Origin of the sequence: Candidatus Pantoea rara (assembly GCF_051136265.1) — a bacterium.
Lineage (GTDB): Bacteria > Pseudomonadota > Gammaproteobacteria > Enterobacterales > Enterobacteriaceae > Pantoea > Pantoea rara.
Genome location: NZ_CP194942.1, coordinates 3,172,572 through 3,194,320, shown reverse-complemented (window position 1 = coordinate 3,194,320; position 21,749 = coordinate 3,172,572). Strand labels below are relative to the sequence as shown.

General features: G+C 55.9%; 20 protein-coding genes, 2 tRNA genes and 2 rRNA genes. 15 read left to right on the top strand and 9 right to left on the bottom strand.

What is annotated here, in order from left to right; all coding sequences use genetic code 11:
• Window positions 1-49 precede the first annotated feature (49 nt).
• The 3 genes from ACR8BF_RS15275 (at window position 50) to ACR8BF_RS15265 (ending at window position 3,330) form a co-directional block, all read left to right on the top strand.
• Window positions 50-2,958: ribosomal RNA gene (locus ACR8BF_RS15275) — 23S ribosomal RNA — on the top strand.
• Between the two features lie 92 nt (window positions 2,959-3,050).
• Window positions 3,051-3,166 (top strand): 5S ribosomal RNA (gene rrf / locus ACR8BF_RS15270).
• Between the two features lie 87 nt (window positions 3,167-3,253).
• Window positions 3,254-3,330 (top strand) — tRNA-Asp (locus tag ACR8BF_RS15265).
• A 144-nt stretch (window positions 3,331-3,474) separates the two neighbouring features.
• On the opposite strand, the gene yafC is transcribed toward ACR8BF_RS15265, so the two are convergent.
• Entirely contained in the window at window positions 3,475-4,377 is a 903-nt protein-coding gene (gene yafC / locus ACR8BF_RS15260; RefSeq protein WP_434745221.1) for a DNA-binding transcriptional regulator YafC, read from the bottom strand.
• 265 nt (window positions 4,378-4,642) lie between these two features.
• On the opposite strand from yafC, the gene ACR8BF_RS15255 reads away from it, so the two are divergent.
• Window positions 4,643-5,434, top strand: coding sequence for an endonuclease/exonuclease/phosphatase family protein (locus tag ACR8BF_RS15255; RefSeq protein WP_179896987.1), 792 nt, complete (start codon window positions 4,643-4,645; stop codon window positions 5,432-5,434).
• Window positions 5,435-5,542: 108 nt separating this feature from the next.
• On the opposite strand, the gene mltD is transcribed toward ACR8BF_RS15255, so the two are convergent.
• Together mltD and gloB are read right to left on the bottom strand one after the other, a co-directional pair.
• Window positions 5,543-6,919: a murein transglycosylase D gene (mltD, locus tag ACR8BF_RS15250; RefSeq protein WP_179896985.1), complete on the bottom strand. Its 1,377-nt coding sequence runs from the start codon at window positions 6,917-6,919 to the stop codon at window positions 5,543-5,545.
• Window positions 6,920-6,990: 71 nt separating this feature from the next.
• On the bottom strand, window positions 6,991-7,746 hold the full coding sequence (gloB, locus tag ACR8BF_RS15245) for a hydroxyacylglutathione hydrolase (protein WP_434745947.1): 756 nt from the start codon (window positions 7,744-7,746) through the stop codon (window positions 6,991-6,993).
• 42 nt (window positions 7,747-7,788) lie between these two features.
• Here gloB and ACR8BF_RS15240 point away from each other — a divergent pair, with 42 nt between their 5' ends.
• Window positions 7,789-8,526, top strand: coding sequence for a class I SAM-dependent methyltransferase (locus ACR8BF_RS15240; protein WP_314985250.1), 738 nt, complete (start codon window positions 7,789-7,791; stop codon window positions 8,524-8,526).
• Here the strand turns inward: ACR8BF_RS15240 and rnhA are convergent.
• Window positions 8,508-8,975, bottom strand: a complete 468-nt coding sequence (gene rnhA / locus ACR8BF_RS15235) for a ribonuclease HI (RefSeq protein ID WP_434745220.1) — start codon at window positions 8,973-8,975, stop codon at window positions 8,508-8,510. The two genes, ACR8BF_RS15240 and rnhA, sit on opposite strands and share 19 nt — an antisense overlap.
• Before the next feature lie 51 nt (window positions 8,976-9,026).
• Between rnhA and dnaQ the strand changes: the two genes are divergently transcribed.
• Together dnaQ and ACR8BF_RS15225 are read left to right on the top strand one after the other, a co-directional pair.
• Window positions 9,027-9,758: a DNA polymerase III subunit epsilon gene (gene dnaQ, locus ACR8BF_RS15230; protein WP_013356870.1), complete on the top strand. Its 732-nt coding sequence runs from the start codon at window positions 9,027-9,029 to the stop codon at window positions 9,756-9,758.
• Between the two features lie 134 nt (window positions 9,759-9,892).
• Window positions 9,893-9,969, top strand: a tRNA-Asp gene (locus tag ACR8BF_RS15225).
• A 49-nt stretch (window positions 9,970-10,018) separates the two neighbouring features.
• On the opposite strand, the gene ACR8BF_RS15220 is transcribed toward ACR8BF_RS15225, so the two are convergent.
• On the bottom strand, window positions 10,019-11,527 hold the full coding sequence (locus tag ACR8BF_RS15220; protein ID WP_434745219.1) for an NCS1 family nucleobase:cation symporter-1: 1,509 nt from the start codon (window positions 11,525-11,527) through the stop codon (window positions 10,019-10,021).
• A gap of 144 nt (window positions 11,528-11,671) precedes the next feature.
• Here ACR8BF_RS15220 and ACR8BF_RS15215 point away from each other — a divergent pair, with 144 nt between their 5' ends.
• From ACR8BF_RS15215 to puuE, 3 genes are read left to right on the top strand one after another with little or no spacing between them, the layout of a single operon-like run.
• On the top strand, window positions 11,672-12,394 hold the full coding sequence (locus ACR8BF_RS15215; RefSeq protein ID WP_292989304.1) for a GntR family transcriptional regulator: 723 nt from the start codon (window positions 11,672-11,674) through the stop codon (window positions 12,392-12,394).
• On the top strand, window positions 12,391-13,122 hold the full coding sequence (gene hpxA, locus ACR8BF_RS15210) for an allantoin racemase (protein ID WP_003852554.1): 732 nt from the start codon (window positions 12,391-12,393) through the stop codon (window positions 13,120-13,122). Before ACR8BF_RS15215 ends, hpxA begins: the two co-directional genes overlap by 4 nt.
• A 32-nt stretch (window positions 13,123-13,154) precedes the next feature.
• The gene (gene puuE / locus ACR8BF_RS15205) at window positions 13,155-14,108 is read left to right on the top strand and encodes an allantoinase PuuE (RefSeq protein ID WP_292989307.1); all 954 of its coding nucleotides are present in this window, start codon (window positions 13,155-13,157) and stop codon (window positions 14,106-14,108) included.
• A 49-nt stretch (window positions 14,109-14,157) separates the two neighbouring features.
• Here puuE and hpxZ read toward each other — a convergent pair whose 3' ends face one another.
• Genes hpxZ through ACR8BF_RS15185 form a run of 4 tightly spaced genes read right to left on the bottom strand, consistent with a single transcriptional unit; the run spans window position 14,158 to window position 17,713 of the window.
• The gene (gene hpxZ, locus ACR8BF_RS15200) at window positions 14,158-14,538 is read right to left on the bottom strand and encodes an oxalurate catabolism protein HpxZ (protein WP_179896969.1); all 381 of its coding nucleotides are present in this window, start codon (window positions 14,536-14,538) and stop codon (window positions 14,158-14,160) included.
• Window positions 14,538-15,935, bottom strand: coding sequence for an AtzE family amidohydrolase (locus ACR8BF_RS15195; RefSeq protein ID WP_434745218.1), 1,398 nt, complete (start codon window positions 15,933-15,935; stop codon window positions 14,538-14,540). The genes hpxZ and ACR8BF_RS15195 overlap by 1 nt, the downstream gene beginning before the upstream one ends.
• Window positions 15,932-16,114 carry an oxalurate catabolism protein HpxX gene (gene hpxX / locus ACR8BF_RS15190; protein WP_434745217.1) on the bottom strand — a complete coding sequence of 61 codons (183 nt, stop codon included), beginning with the start codon at window positions 16,112-16,114 and terminating at the stop codon, window positions 15,932-15,934. The genes ACR8BF_RS15195 and hpxX overlap by 4 nt, the downstream gene beginning before the upstream one ends.
• 12 nt (window positions 16,115-16,126) lie before the next feature.
• Window positions 16,127-17,713: a gamma-glutamyltransferase family protein gene (locus ACR8BF_RS15185; RefSeq protein ID WP_434745216.1), complete on the bottom strand. Its 1,587-nt coding sequence runs from the start codon at window positions 17,711-17,713 to the stop codon at window positions 16,127-16,129.
• 151 nt (window positions 17,714-17,864) lie between these two features.
• On the opposite strand from ACR8BF_RS15185, the gene hpxU reads away from it, so the two are divergent.
• From hpxU to ACR8BF_RS15160, 5 genes are all read left to right on the top strand, one after another.
• Entirely contained in the window at window positions 17,865-18,704 is an 840-nt protein-coding gene (gene hpxU / locus ACR8BF_RS15180) for a MurR/RpiR family transcriptional regulator HpxU (RefSeq protein WP_292989314.1), read from the top strand.
• Window positions 18,705-18,895: 191 nt separating this feature from the next.
• On the top strand, window positions 18,896-19,681 hold the full coding sequence (locus ACR8BF_RS15175; RefSeq protein WP_090963444.1) for a transporter substrate-binding domain-containing protein: 786 nt from the start codon (window positions 18,896-18,898) through the stop codon (window positions 19,679-19,681).
• A gap of 10 nt (window positions 19,682-19,691) precedes the next feature.
• Window positions 19,692-20,360 carry an amino acid ABC transporter permease gene (locus ACR8BF_RS15170; RefSeq protein ID WP_179896957.1) on the top strand — a complete coding sequence of 223 codons (669 nt, stop codon included), beginning with the start codon at window positions 19,692-19,694 and terminating at the stop codon, window positions 20,358-20,360.
• A complete protein-coding gene (locus tag ACR8BF_RS15165; protein ID WP_033742952.1) occupies window positions 20,360-21,016 on the top strand; it encodes an amino acid ABC transporter permease in 657 nt (218 codons plus the stop codon). Before ACR8BF_RS15170 ends, ACR8BF_RS15165 begins: the two co-directional genes overlap by 1 nt.
• A complete protein-coding gene (locus ACR8BF_RS15160) occupies window positions 20,997-21,728 on the top strand; it encodes an amino acid ABC transporter ATP-binding protein (RefSeq protein ID WP_008924827.1) in 732 nt (243 codons plus the stop codon). The genes ACR8BF_RS15165 and ACR8BF_RS15160 overlap by 20 nt, the downstream gene beginning before the upstream one ends.
• Window positions 21,729-21,749 lie beyond the last annotated feature (21 nt).

The following is a 21,749-nucleotide window of genomic DNA, read 5'->3' as shown; positions in this document are numbered from 1 at the left end:
CTCAAATGCTCGTGACTTACAAGCGTTGTAAAACGCCTGTGGGTTGTGAGGTTAAGCGACTAAGCGTACACGGTGGATGCCCAGGCAGTCAGAGGCGATGAAGGACGTGCTAATCTGCGTAAAGCGACGGTAAGGTGATATGAACCGCTACAGCCGTCGATGTCCGAATGGGGAAACCCGGTGCACTCTGTGCATCATTGCAGCATGAATACATAGTGCTGCAAGGCGAACCGGGGGAACTGAAACATCTAAGTACCCCGAGGAAAAGAAATCAACCGAGATTCCCCCAGTAGCGGCGAGCGAACGGGGAGCAGCCCAGAGCCTGAATCAGCATGTGTGTTAGTGGAAGCGTCTGGAAAGTCGCAGGGTACAGGGTGATACTCCCGTACACAAAAGCACACGCGCTGTGAGCTCGATGAGTAAGGCGGGACACGTGGTATCCTGTCTGAATATGGGGGGACCATCCTCCAAGGCTAAATACTCCTGACTGACCGATAGTGAACCAGTACCGTGAGGGAAAGGCGAAAAGAACCCCGGCGAGGGGAGTGAAACAGAACCTGAAACCGTGTACGTACAAGCAGTGGGAGCCTTGATTTATCAGGGTGACTGCGTACCTTTTGTATAATGGGTCAGCGACTTATATTCTGTAGCAAGGTTAACCGTATAGGGGAGCCGCAGGGAAACCGAGTCTTAACTGGGCGTTAAGTTGCAGGGTATAGACCCGAAACCCGGTGATCTAGCCATGGGCAGGTTGAAGGTTGGGTAACACTAACTGGAGGACCGAACCGACTAATGTTGAAAAATTAGCGGATGACCTGTGGCTGGGGGTGAAAGGCCAATCAAACCGGGAGATAGCTGGTTCTCCCCGAAAGCTATTTAGGTAGCGCCTCGTGAACTCATCTTCGGGGGTAGAGCACTGTTTCGGCTAGGGGGCCATCCCGGCTTACCAACCCGATGCAAACTGCGAATACCGGAGAATGTTATCACGGGAGACACACGGCGGGTGCTAACGTCCGTCGTGAAGAGGGAAACAACCCAGACCGCCAGCTAAGGTCCCAAAGTCATGGTTAAGTGGGAAACGATGTGGGAAGGCACAGACAGCCAGGATGTTGGCTTAGAAGCAGCCATCATTTAAAGAAAGCGTAATAGCTCACTGGTCGAGTCGGCCTGCGCGGAAGATGTAACGGGGCTAAACCATGCACCGAAGCTGCGGCAGCGACACTATGTGTTGTTGGGTAGGGGAGCGTTCTGTAAGCCGTCGAAGGTGGCCTGTGAGGGCTGCTGGAGGTATCAGAAGTGCGAATGCTGACATAAGTAACGATAAAGCGGGTGAAAAGCCCGCTCGCCGGAAGACCAAGGGTTCCTGTTCAACGTTAATCGGAGCAGGGTGAGTCGACCCCTAAGGCGAGGCCGAAAGGCGTAGTCGATGGGAAACAGGTTAATATTCCTGTACTCGGTGTTACTGCGAAGGGGGGACGGAGAAGGCTATATCGGCCGGGCGACGGTTGTCCCGGTTTAAGCGTGTAGGCGGAGGGTCCAGGTAAATCCGGTCCCTTATTAACGCTGAGGCGTGACGACGAGGCACTACGGTGCTGAAGTGATAAATGCCCAGCTTCCAGGAAAAGCCTCTAAGCATCAGGTAACACAGAATCGTACCCCAAACCGACACAGGTGGTCAGGTAGAGAATACCAAGGCGCTTGAGAGAACTCGGGTGAAGGAACTAGGCAAAATGGTGCCGTAACTTCGGGAGAAGGCACGCTGGCGCGTAGGTGGAGGGACCTGCTCCCCGAGCCGAAGCCAGTCGAAGATACCAGCTGGCTGCAACTGTTTATTAAAAACACAGCACTGTGCAAACACGAAAGTGGACGTATACGGTGTGACGCCTGCCCGGTGCCGGAAGGTTAATTGATGGGGTTATCCGCAAGGAGAAGCTCTTGATCGAAGCCCCGGTAAACGGCGGCCGTAACTATAACGGTCCTAAGGTAGCGAAATTCCTTGTCGGGTAAGTTCCGACCTGCACGAATGGCGTAATGATGGCCAGGCTGTCTCCACCCGAGACTCAGTGAAATTGAACTCGCTGTGAAGATGCAGTGTACCCGCGGCAAGACGGAAAGACCCCGTGAACCTTTACTACAGCTTGACACTGAACATTGAGCCTTGATGTGTAGGATAGGTGGGAGGCTTTGAAGCGCGGACGCCAGTTCGCGTGGAGCCAACCTTGAAATACCACCCTTTAATGTTTGATGTTCTAACGTAGGCCCGTTACCCGGGCTGCGGACAGTGTCTGGTGGGTAGTTTGACTGGGGCGGTCTCCTCCTAAAGAGTAACGGAGGAGCACGAAGGTCAGCTAATCACGGTCGGACATCGTGAGGTTAGTGCAATGGCATAAGCTGGCTTGACTGCGAGAGTGACGGCTCGAGCAGGTGCGAAAGCAGGTCATAGTGATCCGGTGGTTCTGAATGGAAGGGCCATCGCTCAACGGATAAAAGGTACTCCGGGGATAACAGGCTGATACCGCCCAAGAGTTCATATCGACGGCGGTGTTTGGCACCTCGATGTCGGCTCATCACATCCTGGGGCTGAAGTAGGTCCCAAGGGTACGGCTGTTCGCCGTTTAAAGTGGTACGCGAGCTGGGTTTAGAACGTCGTGAGACAGTTCGGTCCCTATCTGCCGTGGGCGCTGGAGAATTGAGGGGGGTTGCTCCTAGTACGAGAGGACCGGAGTGAACGCACCACTGGTGTTCGGGTTGTCATGCCAATGGCATTGCCCGGTAGCTAAGTGCGGAAAAGATAAGTGCTGAAAGCATCTAAGCACGAAACTTGCCCCGAGATGAGTTCTCCCTGACTCCTTGAGAGTCCTGAAGGGACGTTGAAGACTACGACGTTGATAGGCCGGGTGTGTAAGCGCAGCGATGCGTTGAGCTAACCGGTACTAATGACCCGTGAGGCTTAACCTTACAACGCCAGAGGCGTTTTTGAGAGACACGATTTTCAGCCTTGTACCGGATAATCTGCGCGGCCTTAACGGGCGGCGCGGAGACAGAATTTGCCTGGCGGCTTTAGCGCGGTGGTCCCACCTGACCCCATGCCGAACTCAGAAGTGAAACGCCGTAGCGCCGATGGTAGTGTGGGGTCTCCCCATGCGAGAGTAGGGAACTGCCAGGCATCAAATTCGTTCCTTTTCCTCTGACAGGGAAAATAACAGGAACAGACGGCTCTCAGCCGGTTGCTGAGCGCTGTGAAAGAATCGGTGGAGCGGTAGTTCAGTTGGTTAGAATACCTGCCTGTCACGCAGGGGGTCGCGGGTTCGAGCCCCGTCCGTTCCGCCACTTAATTGGAAAGCCCTGACTTAACGGTCAGGGCTTTTTCCATTGCAGCAAATTTACCCGGAAAATTACCCGCGCTGAAATTCTATTCGATCTTCAGGACCATAGGGTAGTAGCAGACCCTGACAAGGCCTGCCCCTGAAGATGTCAGGTGCGCCACGGCTGCTCAGCTGTCCACTTACTAAGAAAATCGATGAAAGCCCGCACACGCTGGCTCACGCCAGTATCGCTATAGTAAACTGCATTGAAGGGCATCTCGACTGGCAGACGCTGATCGGCCAGCACTTCCATCAGTGTTCCTTCTGCTACCTCACTATCGATCATATAATCCGACAGGCAGGCAATGCCATTACCGGTAAGGCAGAGCTGCTTAATCGTCTCTCCGCTGTTAGAGGAGAGAGCCCAGTTAATATCATAGAGTTCGCCACTTTCACGGGCGACGGGCCAGCGATTGAGTTTTGGAGAGTCATCAAAGCCAAGACAGTAATGGTTATCCAGCTCAGCGACCGTACGCGGTATCCCATGTTCACGGAGATAGGCGGGTGAAGCAACCACCTTGCGAAAGCTGTTGAACAACAGCCGGGCGCGCAGAGTAGAGTCAGTCAGATTGCCGGCACGAATGGCGATATCGACTTTTCGCTCAATCAGGTTGATGAAACTCTCTGAGGAAATTAAAGAAATAGTCACTTCAGGATAGCGCTGACGAAAGGGCTTAATCATCGGCATCAGCAAATGCAGAATGACGGGTGTCGCGGCATCAACCCGCAGGAGTCCTTTCGGCGCCTGCAGACTTTCGATCAAATCGCTTTCTGCAGTCGTCATCTCCTGCAAAAAACGCTGAACGTGGCGGAAATAGCGTTCGCCCTCCTGAGTCAAGGCCAGTTGCCGCGTTGTGCGGGTCAGTAGAGCGATACCAAGCTTGCTCTCCAGTTTTTTAATGGTCCTGCTGACGGCAGAGTTTGCCATCTTCAACTGTTCAGCAGCGCGACTGAAACTTCCACTTTCTACTACGCTGACAAACACTTTTAGTTCGTCAGAAGATGCCTTCATTCTTCCTCCCTGCTAGTGACGTGGTCATTCAGTCAGTTTATAGCCGATAATATTGTTATAACCAGCCCAGAGTCCTCGATGATGACAACCTCAATGTTGTCTCCCGATCTGCCTCGTTTTGCTTAGCGAACTTAAAAGGGCTGCTTTATGCTGCAAAAGCGTGATGAATTCTGACATTCACCTGCATCCATTGAAACCCCGGTCTAGAATCCCTATAACAGACAGGTGTTAACTGTATTTTTTGAATCATCAGCCAGGCGGGAAAGTGCGCAAAAAAACTTATGCAATGCGATATGTAGCAGGACAACCAGTGGAACAGATCTTTCCACCTGGCGCGATGCTCCATCTCGGTCAGGCACTGCCTCCAGGCGCGCCATTGCCTGCGCATCCAAACCTCAAGGTCCTGGTATGGAACATCTTTAAGCAGCAACGCGCAGACTGGATGTCAGTACTGGAAGGATTCGGTAAGGATGCACACCTCGTGTTACTGCAGGAAGCACAGACCACGCCTGAGCTGGTACAGTTTGCCACCAGTAATTATCTGGCTGCCGATCAGGTGCCCGCCTTTGTGCTGCCTCAGCATCCCTCTGGGGTAATGACACTTGCTTCTGCGCACCCAGTCTATTGTTGCCCCTTGCGTGAGCGTGAGCCCTTGCTGAGGCTCTCTAAATCAGCGCTGGTCACGGCTTATCCTCTGCCGACCGGTGAGATGCTGATGGTTGTCAACATCCACGCAGTTAACTTTAGTCTGGGTGTCGACGTCTACAGTAAACAACTGGGGCCAATCGGCGAGCAGATTATGCATCACCAGGGGCCGGTGATTATGGCTGGAGATTTCAATGCCTGGAGCCGTCAGCGCATTAATGCGCTCTACCGGTTTGCACAACGAATGAAGCTGGAAGAGGTGATGTTTACTGCTGACCACCGCCGCAAAGCGTTTGGACGACCGCTCGATTTCGTTTTCTATCGCGATCTCAGAGTCAGCGAGGCATCTGTACTGGTGACGCGCGCGTCCGACCATAACCCATTACTGGTGGAGTTCAGTTCAGGGGGCTAGTCTGGTGCATTGTGTGTGCCTGCAGAAGAAGAGGCGGGCAGGGAGATGAGTAAATTGAGGCTCATGAATAAATGAAAAAGGCTGACAATTGTCAGCCTTTTCAACGTATCAGGTATCAGGTGTAGCGTTATTATTCACAAACAGCGTTAAGTTATCGCCGGGTTGAATATCTTTCGCACTGTCCAGAACACTGTTCCAGCGCATCACGTCTTTTATATTGACGCCGTGATGACGGGCAATACTGTCAAGAGAATCACCCTTACGAACACGGTAGGTGATGCTGTTGCCGTTATCGGCCAGTCGGGTGCCATTCGAACCGATGGTCAGAGTCTGACCCGGTCGGATATCAGCACCGCGCAGGTTGTTTTCCTGCCTCAGTGTCGAGACGCTAACGCCAAGTTTTGAGGCGATACCAGAGAGCGTATCACCACGTCGCACTTTATACCCGCCACTCGCGCTGGCTTTCGCAAGCTGCGTAGGCTGTACCGCTGCGATGTCACCGGAAGCCAGTGAGTTACGCAGTTTCGCGACGTTCGACTTCGGCACCATAATGTAGTGCGGGCCGTTTGGCGCTGTTGCACCGCCTTTGTAACCGGTATTGAAGCTCTTCAGTTTCGTGAGCGACATACCCGCCATTTCGGCAGCCTGCGTCAGCTGCATCTGCTGACCCACTTCTACTCGTGCCAGAGCACGACTTTCATTTGGTGTCGGCAGTTTGATACCGTAACGCTTGTTATTTTTGAGCAGTTCACTCAGAGCTAACATTTTAGGCACATACACGGTCGTTTCGCGTGGCAGCGATAAGTGCCAGAAGTCAGTCGGCTTACCGCGCGCCTTGTTCTGCTTAATCGCTTTGAGCACACGTCCTTCACCACTGTTGTATGCGGCGATGGTTAATAACCAGTCACCGTCAAACATGGTGTTAAGACGCTGCATCATATCCAGCGCAACTTTCGTGGATGCGACCACATCACGTCGCCCATCGTAATACTGGTTTTGTTTCAAACCATAGTTTCGACCCGTAGCCGCAACAATCTGCCAGATACCAGCGGCATTGGCGGATGATGTTGCATGGGGGTCAAAAGCGCTCTCCACTATGGGTAGCAGTACCAGTTCCATCGGCATTTTACGTTTCTGTATCTGCTCGACTATCCAGTACATGTACGGCTCTGCCCGTAATGTTACATCGTGGAGATAGCTCTTATTTTTTAGAAATTTACTTTTTTGTTCGCGGATTGCCGGGTTTTCCGGAATCCCCATCTTCAACTCGTCACTAATGAAACTCCAGAGATCTGCGTCTGCTGCGAGGCCAGTTCCATCTTCCTGCCAACGCGGCGACAAAAACTCGTCTCCGTACTTTTCATTTTCACCTTGACCAGCTGAAGACAGACTCTGTGCATGCTGTACCGGGATATTGGCATCGTTCCTGGACGCCTGACATCCCACCAGCAAGACTGAGGCGAGTAATATCGCTTTAGCCTTCATATGTGTGTCAATAGTTCGCTTAAAAGACGAGCAACTATACGTGACGACTTTTCACAACACAACCCGAAAAATCAAAAAGCGTCTTTCTTCTCGCGTAGAATGGCAAATGTATGCCATACCGGTCCATCAGAAACATTAACGTTTAAAGCGCGTTGTAAATCAATGTCTTGCGTGCGCAAAAATAAATTAATAGTCCGTTCGTGCGCCAGTTTTGTTGGCAGACTAATGCCGTTTTCAGCGCGTAAGTCCTTAATTTTCTGATATTCGGCCGTTATTTGTGGGTCATGGGGCAGAATAGCCGCAGCAAACTTCAAATTGGATAAAGTATATTCATGCGCGCAGCAAACCAGTGTTTCTGCTGGCAGCTGATTAAGCTTTTGAAAAGAATCATACATCTGCTCTGGTGTGCCCTCAAAAAGACGTCCGCAGCCACCCGAAAAGAGGGTGTCGCCACAAAAAAGATAAGGCGCGCTGTAATATGAGATATGTCCTAAAGTATGACCAGGCGTGTGGATCACGTCGAAAGTCAGGCCCAGAACTGTGACTTTATCACCTTCACTCACTACCGTTCTGGCCCCTTTGGCCTCGGTTTCCTGAGGGCCGTACACCTCCAGTTGCGGGAAATGCTCACACAGGGTTTTCACTCCGCCGGTATGGTCGTTATGGTGATGAGTCAGCAGAATCGCGACCGGTTCCCAGCCGTTGGAGGCCATTTTTTCTAACACCGGATGGGCTTCGCCGGGATCGACAATCACGCATTTCCCTTCATCGTCTGTCAGTGTCCAGATGTAGTTGTCCTGCAACGCAGGAATACTGGTAAGATTCATCATCACCTCTCGCAGGTCGTAGGAAAAGGAAGAGCGTAAAGCATGAAGCCCGCTAAATCACGCCAGATTCTGAACGCACCGCTGTCGTGGCGCGATATGCCGTGGGGAGATTATTTCCGCGACGCGCTTACGCAGCAGCTTCAGCCTTACCTTGGAAAGCTATATGGCTTTCATATGCTTAAGCTTGGCAACCTCAGCGCAGAAATCAACACTGAAAACTGTTCTATTTCACATCAGGTCAATGTGGGCAGCCATGGTGAGCTGTTACAGGTGCAGGCTGACCCGATGCAACTGCCGTTTGAGTCGAAGTCGATTGATGCCTGTTTACTGGCCCATACGCTCGCCTGGAGCCAGGATCCTCACCGTGTATTACGCGAAGTAGACAGAGTGTTAATTGACGATGGCTGGATGATTATCAGCGGTTTCAATCCCTTCAGTCTGCTCGGCGTGAGTAAAATGGTGCCGGGATTAACCCGCAAAGCGCCGTGGAGCGGACGGATGTTCAGCCAGATGCGGTTGCTCGACTGGCTGGGACTGCTGAATTATGAAGTGGTCTATCGCACCCGATTTCAGGTGCTGCCGTGGCATCGGCAGGGCGGAAAGCTGATCAGCGCCCACCTACCGGCGCTGGGCTGTCTGAATATTGTGGTAGCACGTAAACGCACCTTCCCGCTGCTGCCGACCCGGGCAAAGAAGAGCCTGAGCACCAGCAAGATTCGTCAAACGGTCAATGCTACGCGTCAGTTCCGGAAGTCAGAGGATCAGGACTCGGTTTTATAACCGATATCCTCAAAAGCAGGATTTTCAGCCGCGCTGCGGGCCAGAACGTCGCAGCGCTCATTCTCCGGATGTCCGGCATGCCCTTTAACCCACTCCCACTGAATTTTGTGAGTGCTGAGTGCTGAGTCGAGACGCTGCCAGAGATCAACATTCTTAACCGGCTTTTTATCAGCGGTTTTCCAGCCACGCTTTTTCCAGTTGTGGATCCAGCTGGTGATACCCTGACGCACATACTGACTATCGGTACTGAGTACCACGTCGCACGGCTTGGTTAACGCTTCAAGCGAGACAATCGCCGCCATCAGCTCCATGCGGTTATTGGTGGTAAGGTGATAGCCCGCGCTGAAGGTTTTCTCATGCTGACCGTAGCGTAAAATCGCCCCGTAACCGCCGGGACCGGGATTTCCAAGGCAGGATCCATCGGTGAATATTTCTACCTGTTTGCGCATCTCTGGTAGACTTCCTCTCAAAAATGCCAAGTCTGACATAAAACGGGTCTTATGAGCACTGCAAATAACCGCCAGATCGTTCTTGATACTGAAACCACCGGCATGAACATGATCGGGGTACATTATGAGGGGCACCGCATTATTGAGATTGGTGCGGTAGAGGTGATTAATCGTCGCCTGACCGGTAACAATTTTCATATGTATCTTAAGCCCGATCGGCTTGTCGATCCCGAAGCCTTTGGCGTTCACGGCATTGCCGATGAGTTCCTGGCCGACAAGCCCGCCTTCAGCGAAATCGCCGATGAGTTTCTCGACTACATTCGCGGTGCGGAACTGGTCATCCATAACGCGCCCTTCGATATCGGCTTTATGGATTACGAATTTTCAAAGCTGAATCGCGGCATTGAGAAAACCGAAACCTTCTGCAAAATTACTGACAGCCTGGCGCTGGCGCGTCGTATGTTTCCCGGTAAGCGTAACAGCCTTGATGCGCTCTGCTCGCGTTACGAAATAGACAACACCAAACGAACCCTGCACGGCGCACTGCTTGATGCCGAGATTCTGGCTGAAGTCTTCCTGACCATGACTGGCGGGCAGACGTCACTCTCCTTTTTATCGGAAAGTGAAAGCGCCCGCCAGGCACAGGGAGAAAGCATTCAGCGCATCGTGCGTCCCGCCTCTGCACTGCGCGTGGTCACGGCCAGCGAAGAAGAAGTCGTTGCCCACGAGTCCCGGCTGGATTTGGTGATGAAAAAGGGTGGCAGTTGCCTGTGGCGCGGCTGAATGGCCTGTTTTTGTGGAGAAAATCAACGTCAAGCTGAAAAAAACAGCAAACGATTTATTTGCCTGGAAAAAGCGTTGACGCCGCAACAGCCTGCCATTACTATGCGCCTCGTTCTCGACGGGGAACAAAGCGCGGAGCGGTAGTTCAGTTGGTTAGAATACCTGCCTGTCACGCAGGGGGTCGCGGGTTCGAGCCCCGTCCGTTCCGCCAATCTCTTTAAAAAAGCCGATTCAGAAATGAATCGGCTTTTTGCTGTCTGTTATTCAGCGACGGCTTGATTGTTCTGCGTCACCACCTCGCCATGCAAGTGGGTCACGTCCCCGGCTTCACGGTCTTCACGGGCGATAAAGCGATAGCAGCCTGCTGCCAGACCAGCACCAATAAACCAGCTGAAATTCGCCACCTGATGCAGGGAAGGGATAAAGCTAACCACCAGGCAAATCGCCACCGACGGCAGCAGAGCGCCAATCGCTTTCGGGTTAAACCCACCGCGATACCAGTAGCGACCTGAAGGCGTGTCGTTAAACAGATCGTCGACCGAGATGCGTCCACGTTTAATCAGATAGAAATCCGTCAGCAGAATCCCGAACAGCGGCCCGATAAACGATCCCAGCACATCCAGGGTGTAGTGAATCAGCTCAGGCGACTGGAACAGATTCCACGGCGTTAACAGCACCGAGCCGACGGCGGCGATCATCCCGCCGGTGCGAAAGCTGATTTTCTGCGGTGAACAGTTGGAGAAGTCAAACGCGGGTGAGACGAAGTTCGCCACAATATTAATGCCGATGGTGGCGGTAATCATGGTCAGCAGACCAATCGCGACGGCCAGATCGTTGCCGACCATGCTGACGGTTTCAATGGGATCGGTAATCATTTTGCCAAACAGCGACTGAGTTCCTGAAACGATGACGACCGTCACCACAGAAAACAGCAGGAAGTTAAATGGCAAACCCCAGCGGTTACCGCGACGAATCTCTGACATGTTCTTGCCGTAGCGTGAAAAGTCACCGAAGTTCAGCAGCGGCCCGGAGAAGTAAGAGACGACCAGCGCCGTGGCCGTGATCATCTGCCACGTCTGCTCGCCTGCGGACAGTGATTTGCTGGCGAGGGTAAAGGAGATGCCATCGAAGCCAGTCTTGTATACAATCCAGCCCGCCAGTGCCAGCATCACCACATAGACGGCTGGTCCTGCGACATCAATAAACCGTTTAATGGCGTTCATGCCGTGCCAGAACACCATCGCCTGCAGTATCCACATAATGCCGAAACAGCACCAGCCCAGCAGCGACAGACCCAGCCAGTGCGGCACGGTCATCGACGTCAGAGAAGGCGCGAACTTTAGCAGCACCAGCATCAGGGCGTTCGCCGCAAGCCAGGTCTGAATGCCATACCAGGCAAATGCGATGAGCCCGCGTATCACCGCCGGAATATTGGCACCAAATACGCCAAACGCCTGACGGCAGATCACTGCATAAGGTACACCCGCCATCTGGCTGGGTTTCGCCACCAGATTCGCACAGAGCTGCACAATGCAGATCCCGGCCAGCAGGCAAAGCAGAACCTGCCAGCTGGCTAATCCCAGCGTGAAAAAGCTGGCGGCCACCACATAGCCGCCCATGCTGTGCACATCGGACATCCAGAAAGAGAAAATGTTGTACCACGACCAGTTTTGATCGCGAGTCGGTGCCAGGTCCTCGTTACAGAGCCGTGGGCTGTAACGGGCGTTGGCTTCAGAGGCCTTGCTGGCCACCGTTGATTGATTTGGCATGAAACCTGCTCCTCTACCCGAGAGTGGAATGAATAATCTGGTAAAGCGGTATTGCAGGATTCAGGCCAGATCTGTTTTCTTGTATACAATTTTTACTTTTCACGTATACGATATGTGGCATACAGCGAGCGACCGGAGCAGGTAATGACGAGTAAAACAGGCCAGCGAGACGCCACCCATCTGCAGGATAAAGATGAAGGGATCTACCAGGCGTTAATGAACGCTATTGTTGAGCACCAACTGCCGCCGGGCAGTAAATTGCCGGAAGAGGCACTTTCCGGGGTCTTTGGCGTGAGCCGCACCGGCATCCGCAAAGTGCTGCAGCGCCTCGCGGCGGTGCAGATGGTCACCCTGACGCCCAAACGTGGTGCGCAGGTGGCAACGCCCGGTGTGGAAGAGGCACGTGACATCTTCTCAACACGCAGTTTAATGGAGTGCGCCAATCTGCCTGCAGTCCTTTCGCATCTGCAGCCTCCTCATCTGGTGGCGCTGGAGCAGCTCATCGCACAGGAGAACCAGGCGCACGCCGATCATGATGGTCCCGCAGCCATCCGGCTTTCAGCCGCGTTTCATATTCAGTTGCAGGCAATCTCCGGTAATCAGGTGCTGACCGGTATGGTGACCAGCCTGAGCCAGCGATCCTCGCTGGTGATTGCCGCTTATGGCGCACCCTGGCAGCGCGGTTGCCGCTGTGACGATCATGCGAATCTGCTCAGGTTATTACGCGCACGTGCGCTGGAACCGCTGACGCAGGCACTGCAGCATCACTTTGAGCACATTGTCTCCAGTCTGCACTTTGAGCGCAGCGGAGAAACCCTGCCCGATTTTTCCCGACTGTTTGCCGCAGGCTCCGGAGCTGCCTCATGAGTCTGATTCAGGTTATTAACCCCAACACCAGCCTGGCGATGACCGAAACCATCGCTCAGGCTGCCCGTGCGGTCGCTGCGCCAGGCACAGAAATCCTAGCGGTGTCGCCGTCGCAGGGCGTGCCTTCCATTGAAGGGCACTTCGATGAGGCGATCGCCGCTATCGGCGTGCTGGAGCAGATCAAACTCGGCAGGGAGCAGGGGGTCAGCGGCCACGTCATCGCCTGCTTTGGCGATCCAGGTTTACTGGCGGCACGTGAGCTGGCCAGCGGACCGGTGATCGGCATTGCGGAGGCGGCGATGCACACCGCCACGCTGCTGGCGACCCGATTCTCTATTGTCACCACGCTGCCGCGCACGCTGGTGATTGCGCGTCATCTGCTGCAGCAATACGGCTTTACCCATCACTGTGCCGCGCTGCACGCCATCGATCTGCCGGTGCTGGCGCTGGAGGATGGCAGCGGCCTGGCGCAGGAAAAAGTGCGACAGCGCTGCATTCAGGCGAAACGGGAAGATGGCAGCGGAGCGATTGTGCTGGGTTGTGGCGGGATGGCGACGCTGGCTGCCTCGCTGACCCAGGAGCTGGGCCTGCCGGTAATCGATGGCGTCAGTGCAGCGGTAAAAATGGTTGAGTCGCTGGTGGCGCTTGGCTTTGGCACCAGCAAACATGGCGATCTGGCCTGGCCTTTGCAGAAACCTCTCTCAGGTGCGTTTCAGCATCTAAACTAACGGAACTTTCCCGAATCAAAACAGGTGGAGTGATGACTGACGCTGCAGAGAAAAAAGAGTACAGCTTTAACAAAAACTATCCGCGCGATTTAATCGGTTATGGTGCTCATCCGCCGCAGGCCGCCTGGCCCAATAACGCCCGTGTGGCGGTGCAGTTTGTTCTGAACTACGAAGAGGGCGCAGAAAACAGCGTGCTGCATGGTGACGCCGGCTCTGAGCAGTTCCTCTCCGACATCATTGGCGCAGCCAGCTATGCCGATCGTCACATGTCGATGGAGTCTTTGTATGAGTACGGCTCCCGCGCCGGATTCTGGCGCATCCACAACGAATTCCAGAAACGCGGTCTGCCGCTAACCGTGTTTGGTGTGGCGATGGCGCTGGCGCGTCATCCGGAAGTCGTAGAGGCGATCAAACAGGCGGACTACGATGTGGTCAGTCATGGCTGGCGCTGGATCCACTATCAGGGCATGGATGCAAAAACCGAACGTCAGCATATGCAGCAGGCGGTCGATGTGCTGGTGGATCTGTTTGGTAAAGCGCCGACCGGCTGGTACACCGGCCGCGACAGTCCTAACACCCGTCGGCTGGTGGTGGAGCAGGGCGGTTTCAGCTACGACAGTGACTACTATGGCGACGACCTGCCGTTCTGGACCCAGGTCACCTGTCAGGATGGCACAGTGAAACCGCACCTGATTATTCCCTACACCCTGGAGTGCAACGACATGCGCTTTGCCTCGCCGCAGGGCTTTAACACCGCCGAACAGTTCTTTACCTATCTGCGGGACACCTTCGATGTGCTCTATGAAGAGGGCGAAACGGCGCCGAAGATGATGTCGATCGGCATGCATTGCCGTCTGCTGGGGCGTCCTGGCAAATTCCGCGCGCTGCAGAATTTCCTCGATCACATTCAGCAGCACGACGATGTCTGGATCTGTACCCGCCAGCAGATTGCTGACCACTGGATCGCGACCCACCCGGCACCTTAAGCCGGTTCCGGCGCTTGCTCCACGCAACCGGGCGAAGCGCCGGACGGCGTCAGCTCATCAGACTGACCTGCGCCGCCACGATGCACCAGCCGTGCGGCATTCGCACCCAGGTCTGCTGCTGACGGCCAATCTTATCGCTGCCGGTGCGGGTAAATTCGGTGCTGCAGACCGCATAATCCTCGCCAAACGTGGTAATCACGGTGTTTCGCAGCGTCCGGTTCAGTCCGGCTGAAGGGCGCGCGGCACGGAAGGCGCGAATCTCATCAATGCCATACAGATTCTCACCCGCGCCGAGACGCACGGTTCGCGGGTCATGCCAGAACAGCGCATCCAGTTCATCCACGTCGTTGCTGACCAGCGCCTGCTCGTAGCGATAAAACTGCGTCGTCACCTCAGTGAGCACCTGCGGTAAATTAATCTCTCTGTTCATCAGGCTCCTGCCATATTCATTTGCGGTATCGTAATGCCCTGTTGTTCCAGTGCCCAGGCGGCGCGTAATACCGCCTCTTCATTAAACGGACGGGCGATAAGCTGTAATCCAACCGGCAGGCCACTTCGGGTCGCCAGCGGCACGGTACAGACCGGCAATCCCAGGAAGGAGATCGGCTGGGTCAGCATCCCCATACTCGCTTTGGCGGGCAGCGACTCACCCTGAATCGTCAGGGTTTGCTGGCCAATGGTGATCGCGCTGCAGGGTGTCGCCGGGGCGATCAGCACATCGAAATGATCAAACAGCGGTAGCACCTGCTGCTGGAAATGGCGGCGGAAACGCTGTGCCTGCACATACCAGGCACCCGGCATCATGGCACCGGCCAGCAGACGCTCGCGGGAGTTCGGTTCAAACTGCTCAGGCATCTGGCGCAGGGCGGGCAGATAGTGATTGCCGCCCTCGGCGGCGGTCATGATAAACGCCGCCGAGCGGGCCAGCTCCGCCTCCGGCATCAGCACCTCTTCCTGAGCCTCAAGCGCGGCTGCGACCACCGCGACGGCAGCGCGGGCATCCTCATCACACCAGCGATCAAAAAAGCCGCCCAGCACGCCACAGCGCAATCCTTCATTGCCCTGCGACAGCCCCGGCAATGTCGCGGTCAGCGGACGATCGGCCTGAAACACATCGGCGTGGTCTGCGCCCTGTAACTGATCATAAACCAGCGCCAGGTCTTCCACCCGCCGGGCCAGAGGACCGATGTGGTCAAGGCTGGCGACAAACGGATGACTACCGCTGCGTGACAGACGACCAAAGGTCGGCTTGAGACCAAAAATACCGCACAGCGACGCGGGTACCCGAATCGACCCGTTAGTGTCGGTGCCCAGCGAAAAGTGAACCAGCCCGGCGGCGACGGCGGCGGCTGAACCGCCTGAGGAGCCGCCCGCCACGCGGCTGAGGTCACGCGGATTGTGCGTCGCACCATAGTGGCTGTTTTCGGTAGTAAAACCGTAGGCGTAGGCATCCATGTTCAGCATGCCCGACAGCAGTGCGCCAGCGTGACGCAGTTTTTCGACGGCAAACGCATCGGCCTGTGCCGCAGGGCGATCGCGGAACAGGCTGGCACCGGCCAGAGTGCTGTGACCCGCCACATCAAACAGGTTTTTCACCGCATAAGGGATACCCGCCAGCGGTGGCAGGGTTTCGCCGCGCTGCCGCTGCGCATCAATCGCGCTGGCCTCTTTTAACATGCGCGGCCCGGTCACTTCCGTCCAGGCATTCAGCGCCGGATTATGCTGCTCAACCGCCTGCAGTGTGCGTTTCGCCACCTCCAGCGCGCTGATCTCACCCTGCTGGATCGCCCGTTGCAGGGTCTGAATCGAAATGTCACCTAATCTCATGCCTGGTATACTCCTGCCACTTCCAGCCGGTCATCCAGCGGAAACGCCATCAGCGGCGCGGCCATCTCCACGATACGCGACAGCTGGATCAGCAGTTCAGCGCGGCGGGCGTCATCCAGCTCAAGTTGCAGGATCTGCTCCATATGGCCGATGTAGCGGGCCCAGTCGTGTTGATTCATGATTCGCTCCTGTTAAAAACCGGCGGCGCTGCCGTTACTGCGCGGATCGCTTGCGCCCTCAAACATGCCATTGCTGTGACGCACAATGGCGCCTGCATGGCCCACGGATTCGCTGAAGTCGGGCAGCAATTCCACCTCATGTCCCCACAGACGCAGCATCAATACCGTTTCGTCATCAAAGCGGCCTTCCAGTTTCAGGGAGTCGGACGATTGACCCCATGTCCGGCCCAGCAGCCAGCGCGGCGCACTGACCGCCTGCTGTAACGGCAGACCCTGAATGACATGGCGGGTAAAAATCGCCGCCTGGGTCTGCGGCTGTCCATCTCCGCCCATGGCGCCATACACCATTGTCCGGCCATCTTTCAGTCGTGCTGCGGCGGGATTCAGGGTATGGAACGGCTGCTTACCGGGTGCCAGGGACAGCAGATGGTCAGGATCGAGGCTGAACGCCGCGCCACGATTCTGCCAGGTAATGCCGGTGCCAGGGAGCACCACACCGCTGCCAAACTCGTGGTAAATGCTCTGAATAAAGGAGACAGCCAGACCGCTGCTGTCCATCACGCCCATCCAGACCGTATCGCCCGGTCCGCGTCCGCTACCCCAGGCTAAAGCTTCTCCGTCGATGATCTGGCTGGCGAGCGTGGCGAGGTGATCGCAATCCAGCAGTGCCTGCAAATCTTCGGTGACGTGACGCGGATCGGTGATGTGTCTGTCGCGCAGCGCAAAGGCTTTCTTGGTGGCTTCAACGATGCGGTGCACCGTCTGCGCATCGTCAGCCTCCGCCATCTCCAGATGATCGGTGATGCCGAGGATTGCCAGTGACACCATGCCCTGCGTCGGTGGAGCGATATTCCAGATGTCGCCTTCACTGTGGGCGAGATGCAGCGGTGTCGTGCGGCGGGCGCGATGCTGTTGCAGATCGGCCAGCGTGACCGGCATGCCGAGCGTCGCCATCTCATCGGCCATATGGTGAGCCAGCGGACCGCGATAAAAACTGTCGAGCCCCTCTTCGGTGAGCTGGCTCAGGGTGTTCGCCAGTGCGGGCTGGGTAAAGCGGCTGCCCGGCTGCGGCACATCGCCGTCGGGCATAAAATTGGCGCTGAAGCCGGGCTGATGCTGCAGTTCACGCAGAAACGTCGCGGTGGCGGCGCTCTGTGAAGCGGTCACCGGAATGCCATCGGCGGCGTAGCGAATCGCATCACGCAGCAGACGCGCCAGCGGCAGCGGCGGGGTGCCCATCTCCGCAGAGAGCGTCAGGGCCTCCTGCCAGCCGCTGACCGTTCCAGCCACGGTCAGCGCCGCTTTCGGCCCGCGATGCGGGATCTTAGGCTGATCGGCGTAGAAATCGCAGTGCGCCAGCGAACCGGCTGCACCACTGGCGTCGATAGCGACGGGATCGCCGCCAGGTGGCAGAATCAGCCAGAAACCATCGCCGCCCAGTCCATTCATGTGCGGGTAGACCACGGCGATAGTTGCGGCAGCGGCAACCATCGCTTCTATGGCATTACCGCCATCACGCAGCACCGCGAGGGCGCTTTCACTCGCCAGATGGTGTGGCGTCACCGCCATCCCCTGCGGGGCCATATTGCTTTGAATCATCTTTTTCTCGTTCTACGGGTGACAGAACCCATAACAAAGCAAGAGCTGTTCCAGTTTTCACCCCCAGCTGACAATGCGACAGTTAACCTGGCGTAAATTGTGCTAGGTTTTGCTAAACAAAAGTGCTGAAACAAAAGTTACAGGACGCCTTATGAAGCAGCTTGATGAACGACTCAGAAGTCACTATCCCCAGCTCTCTCCGCAGGAGCAGCGCATTGCCGACTTCGTGTTTGACCACTTCGATGACCTGATAAGCTACAACAGCGCCGAACTGGCGCGGCTCAGTGGGGTGTCGAAAGCCACGGTCAGTCGGCTGTTCAAGCGTCTGGGCTACGAGAAATACAAGGATATGCGTGATGAGTTACGCATCCTGCGCCAAAGCGGTATGCCGCTGACCGATAATCGTGATGCGGTGCAGGGCAATACGCTGCTGGCGCGCCACTACAAGCAGGAGATGGCAAATCTGACGCAATGGGTAAACAGTCTGGATGCCCGGCACTTTAGTGAAGTTATCCAGCAGCTGGCACAGGCAAAGCGCATCTTTATCATCGGCATGCGCAACGCCTATCCGGTGGCGCTGCATCTGCGACAGCAACTGGTACAGGCGCGTTCGCAGGTGCATATCCTGCCGCAGCCGGGCCAGACGCTGGCTGAGGAGCTGGTGGATATCACGCCGGATGACATGGTCATCGTGATGGCATTTCGTCGTCGTCCGCGCATCATTCGTCCGCTGATGCAGCAGTTGCAGGCTGCCGGTATTCCGCTGCTGGCGCTGTGTGAGCCGCAGGCACAGACGGTCATTACGCTGGCGCGCTGGCAGCTCTGTACGCCACTGGACAGCGTCTCCGCCTTTGACAGTTACAGTGCGGCCATGAGTCTGGTTAACCTGATCGCCAATGCCCTGCTGCATGAAATGCTGGCTGAGGGACGCCAGCGGATTCATCAGATCGCCGACCTTTACCAGCAGTTCGACGAGCTGGAGCACCGTTAACAGTCACCATTTTGGTGCTTTGCCCCATTTCAGAACATTGCTTTACCGGCGTAGTTGCTCCTGATTACGCCCGGTTTCTGCTGAACTCTCTGCTGATTAACCCTTTTTCTGTTGCCACGCTGATTGGCACATTAGTTGCAGAATGCATGTCAAAGAATCTTTTGTTTCACGTAATCTCACCGGGGTGCATAATGAAAAAAGTTTTAATGGCGGTAGCGACAGCAGCATTACTGATGGCTCAGGCGGGCAGCGCGCTGGCCGATCAACTGCAGGACATTCAGAAACGCGGCGTTATCCGCGTTGCCGTGCCACAGGACTTCCCGCCGTTTGGTTCAGTCGGCACCGACCTGCAGCCGCAGGGATATGATATCGACACGGCAAAATATCTGGCAAAGCAGATGAAACTTAAGTTGCAGCTGGTGCCGGTCAGCAGTGCCAACCGTGTGCCTTATCTGCAAACCGACAAGGTCGATCTGGTTATCTCCAGCATGGGTAAAAATGCCGAGCGTGAAAAAGTCATCGACTTCACTCGCGCCTATGCGCCGTTTTTCCTGGGCGTATTTGGGCCGAAAGGCGATGAGATCAAAGCGGCGTCGGCGCTGAGCGGCAAGTCGATTGGCGTCACGCGCGGTGCGGTAGAAGATATGGTGCTGAGCGAAGTGGCCCCGAAAGATGCGCAGGTGAAACGCTACGAAGATAACAACACGACGTTGTCTGCGTATCTCTCTGGTCAGGTGCAGTATGTCGCCACCGGTAACCTGGTCGTCGCCGCTATTGCGCGCCAGAATCCGGCTAAAGCGCCCGTCGCGCAGTTTATGCTCAAAGATTCACCCTGCTTTATCGGGCTGAAGAAAGATGAGCCTGCGTTGAAAGCGAAAGTGAATGCGCTGATTGAGCAGGGCATCAAAGATGGCACCCTGAATAAACTGTCAGAAGAGTGGCTGAAAGCGCCGCTGCCCGCCAACCTCGGCGCCTGAGGACGGATTCATGACCGGGCAACTTAACTTTCCCGCCCTGTGGCCCTACTGGCCGGAGCTGCTCTCCGGTCTGTGGGTCACCCTCCAGCTGACGGTGCTGGCGACCACCGGTGGTGTGGCGCTCGGCATCGCGGGCGCGGCGCTGCGCAGTGGCAAACCCAGCTGGATGAGCCGCCTGTGGGGCCTCTATGTCGAGCTGATCCGCAATACGCCGTTTGTGGTGCAACTGTTCTTTATTGTTTTCGGCCTGCCTGCGCTGGGGCTGAAACTCACTGCTGGCGAGGCAGCGCTGCTGGCGATGCTGATCAACCTCGGGGCGTATAGCACCGAGATTATCCGCGCCGGGATCCAGGTGACACCTAAAGGGCAGTGGGAAGCGGGACGGGTGCTGGGATTAACCCGCAGCCAGACATTTCTGCGGGTCGTGCTGCCGCCTGCGTTACAGCGCATTTATCCGGCGCTGGTGAGTCAGTGCATCATTGTGATGCTGGGGTCATCGGTGGTGTCGCAGGTCTCCTATGAGGAGCTGACCTTCGCTGCCAACCTGATTCAGTCGCGTACCTTCTTAAGTTTTGAGGTCTATCTGGTGACCACGCTGATCTATCTGGCGTTGTCGATTGCGATGCGCCATCTGCTGCTGGCGATTGGCCGTAAATGGTTTGGAGTGCAGCCATCATGATGACGACCTTTACCGACTGGGACATTCTGCGCAACCTGCTGCTGGCAGCGCGCTGGACCCTGTTACTGTCGCTGGTGGCCTTTGCAGGTGGAACGCTGGTGACGCTACCGTTACTGTTTTTGCGTCTGCTGCAACGTAAGTGGCTGACGCGCGTAATACGCGGTTACACCGCGCTGTTTCAGGGCACGCCGCTGTTGATGCAGCTGTTCCTGGCGTTTTTCGGCGTCGGGCTATTCGGCATTGATGTCGCGCCCTGGACCGCAGCTTCGCTGGCACTGACCTTCTACACCAGCGCTTTTCTGGTGGACATCTGGTACGGCAGCATTCGCGCCCTGCCGAAAGGGCAGTGGGAAGCGTCGCGCTGTCTCGGCCTGACCTTTGGTCAGACGCTGTGGCGGGTAGTGGCACCGCAGGCGATCCGCATCGGTATCGCGCCGACCGTGGGCTTTGCCGTGCAGGTGATCAAGGGCACCGCGCTGGCCTCGATTATCGGCTTCATCGAGCTGACCAAGGCGGGCACCATTCTGAACAACGTGACCTATCAGCCGTTTAAAGTCTTCGGGCTGGTGGCGCTGGGCTACTTCCTGATGTGTTATCCGCTGTCTCGCTACAGCCAGTATCTGGAGAAAAAATTCAATGCCGCTCATCACCATTAATCAGGTGCAAAAATATTACGGCGACAACCATGTGTTGAAAGGCGTGGATCTGGATATCGACATGGGCGAGGTGATCTCCATCATTGGTCGCAGCGGATCGGGCAAAAGCACGTTGCTGCGCTGTATGAACGGGCTGGAAGGCTATCAGGAAGGCAGCATTAAGCTCGGCGGAATGACCATCACCGACCGCGATTCGCAGGCGCGTGAAATCAGCCGCTCGGTCGGGATGGTATTTCAGAGCTTCAACCTGTTCCCGCACATGACGGCGCTGGAGAACGTGATGCTGGCGCCGCGCCGGGTGCTGAAGAAAAGCGAGGCCGAGTGCCGGGCGCTGGCGGCGCAGATGCTGGAGAAGGTCGGGCTGGGTGAGCGTCTTGACTACTATCCTGCCAGCCTCTCTGGCGGTCAGCAGCAGCGCGTGGCGATTGCCCGTGCGCTGGCGATGACGCCGAAAGTTTTACTCTGTGATGAGATCACCTCCGCGCTTGATCCTGAACTGGTGGGCGAAGTGCTCAAAGTTCTGGAGCAGCTGGCGGCAGAGGGAATGACGCTGATCCTCGTCACCCATGAAATGAGCTTCGCCCGCGATGTGGGCGATCGTGTGGTCTTTATGCATCAGGGGCGCGTCTGGGAGCAGGGCGACAGTAAAACGCTGTTCGCCCAGCCGCAGACGCCGGAACTGAAGCAGTTTATCTCTTCGGTTCGTCTCTGAGTCTTAGAAAAGGAAAAGATG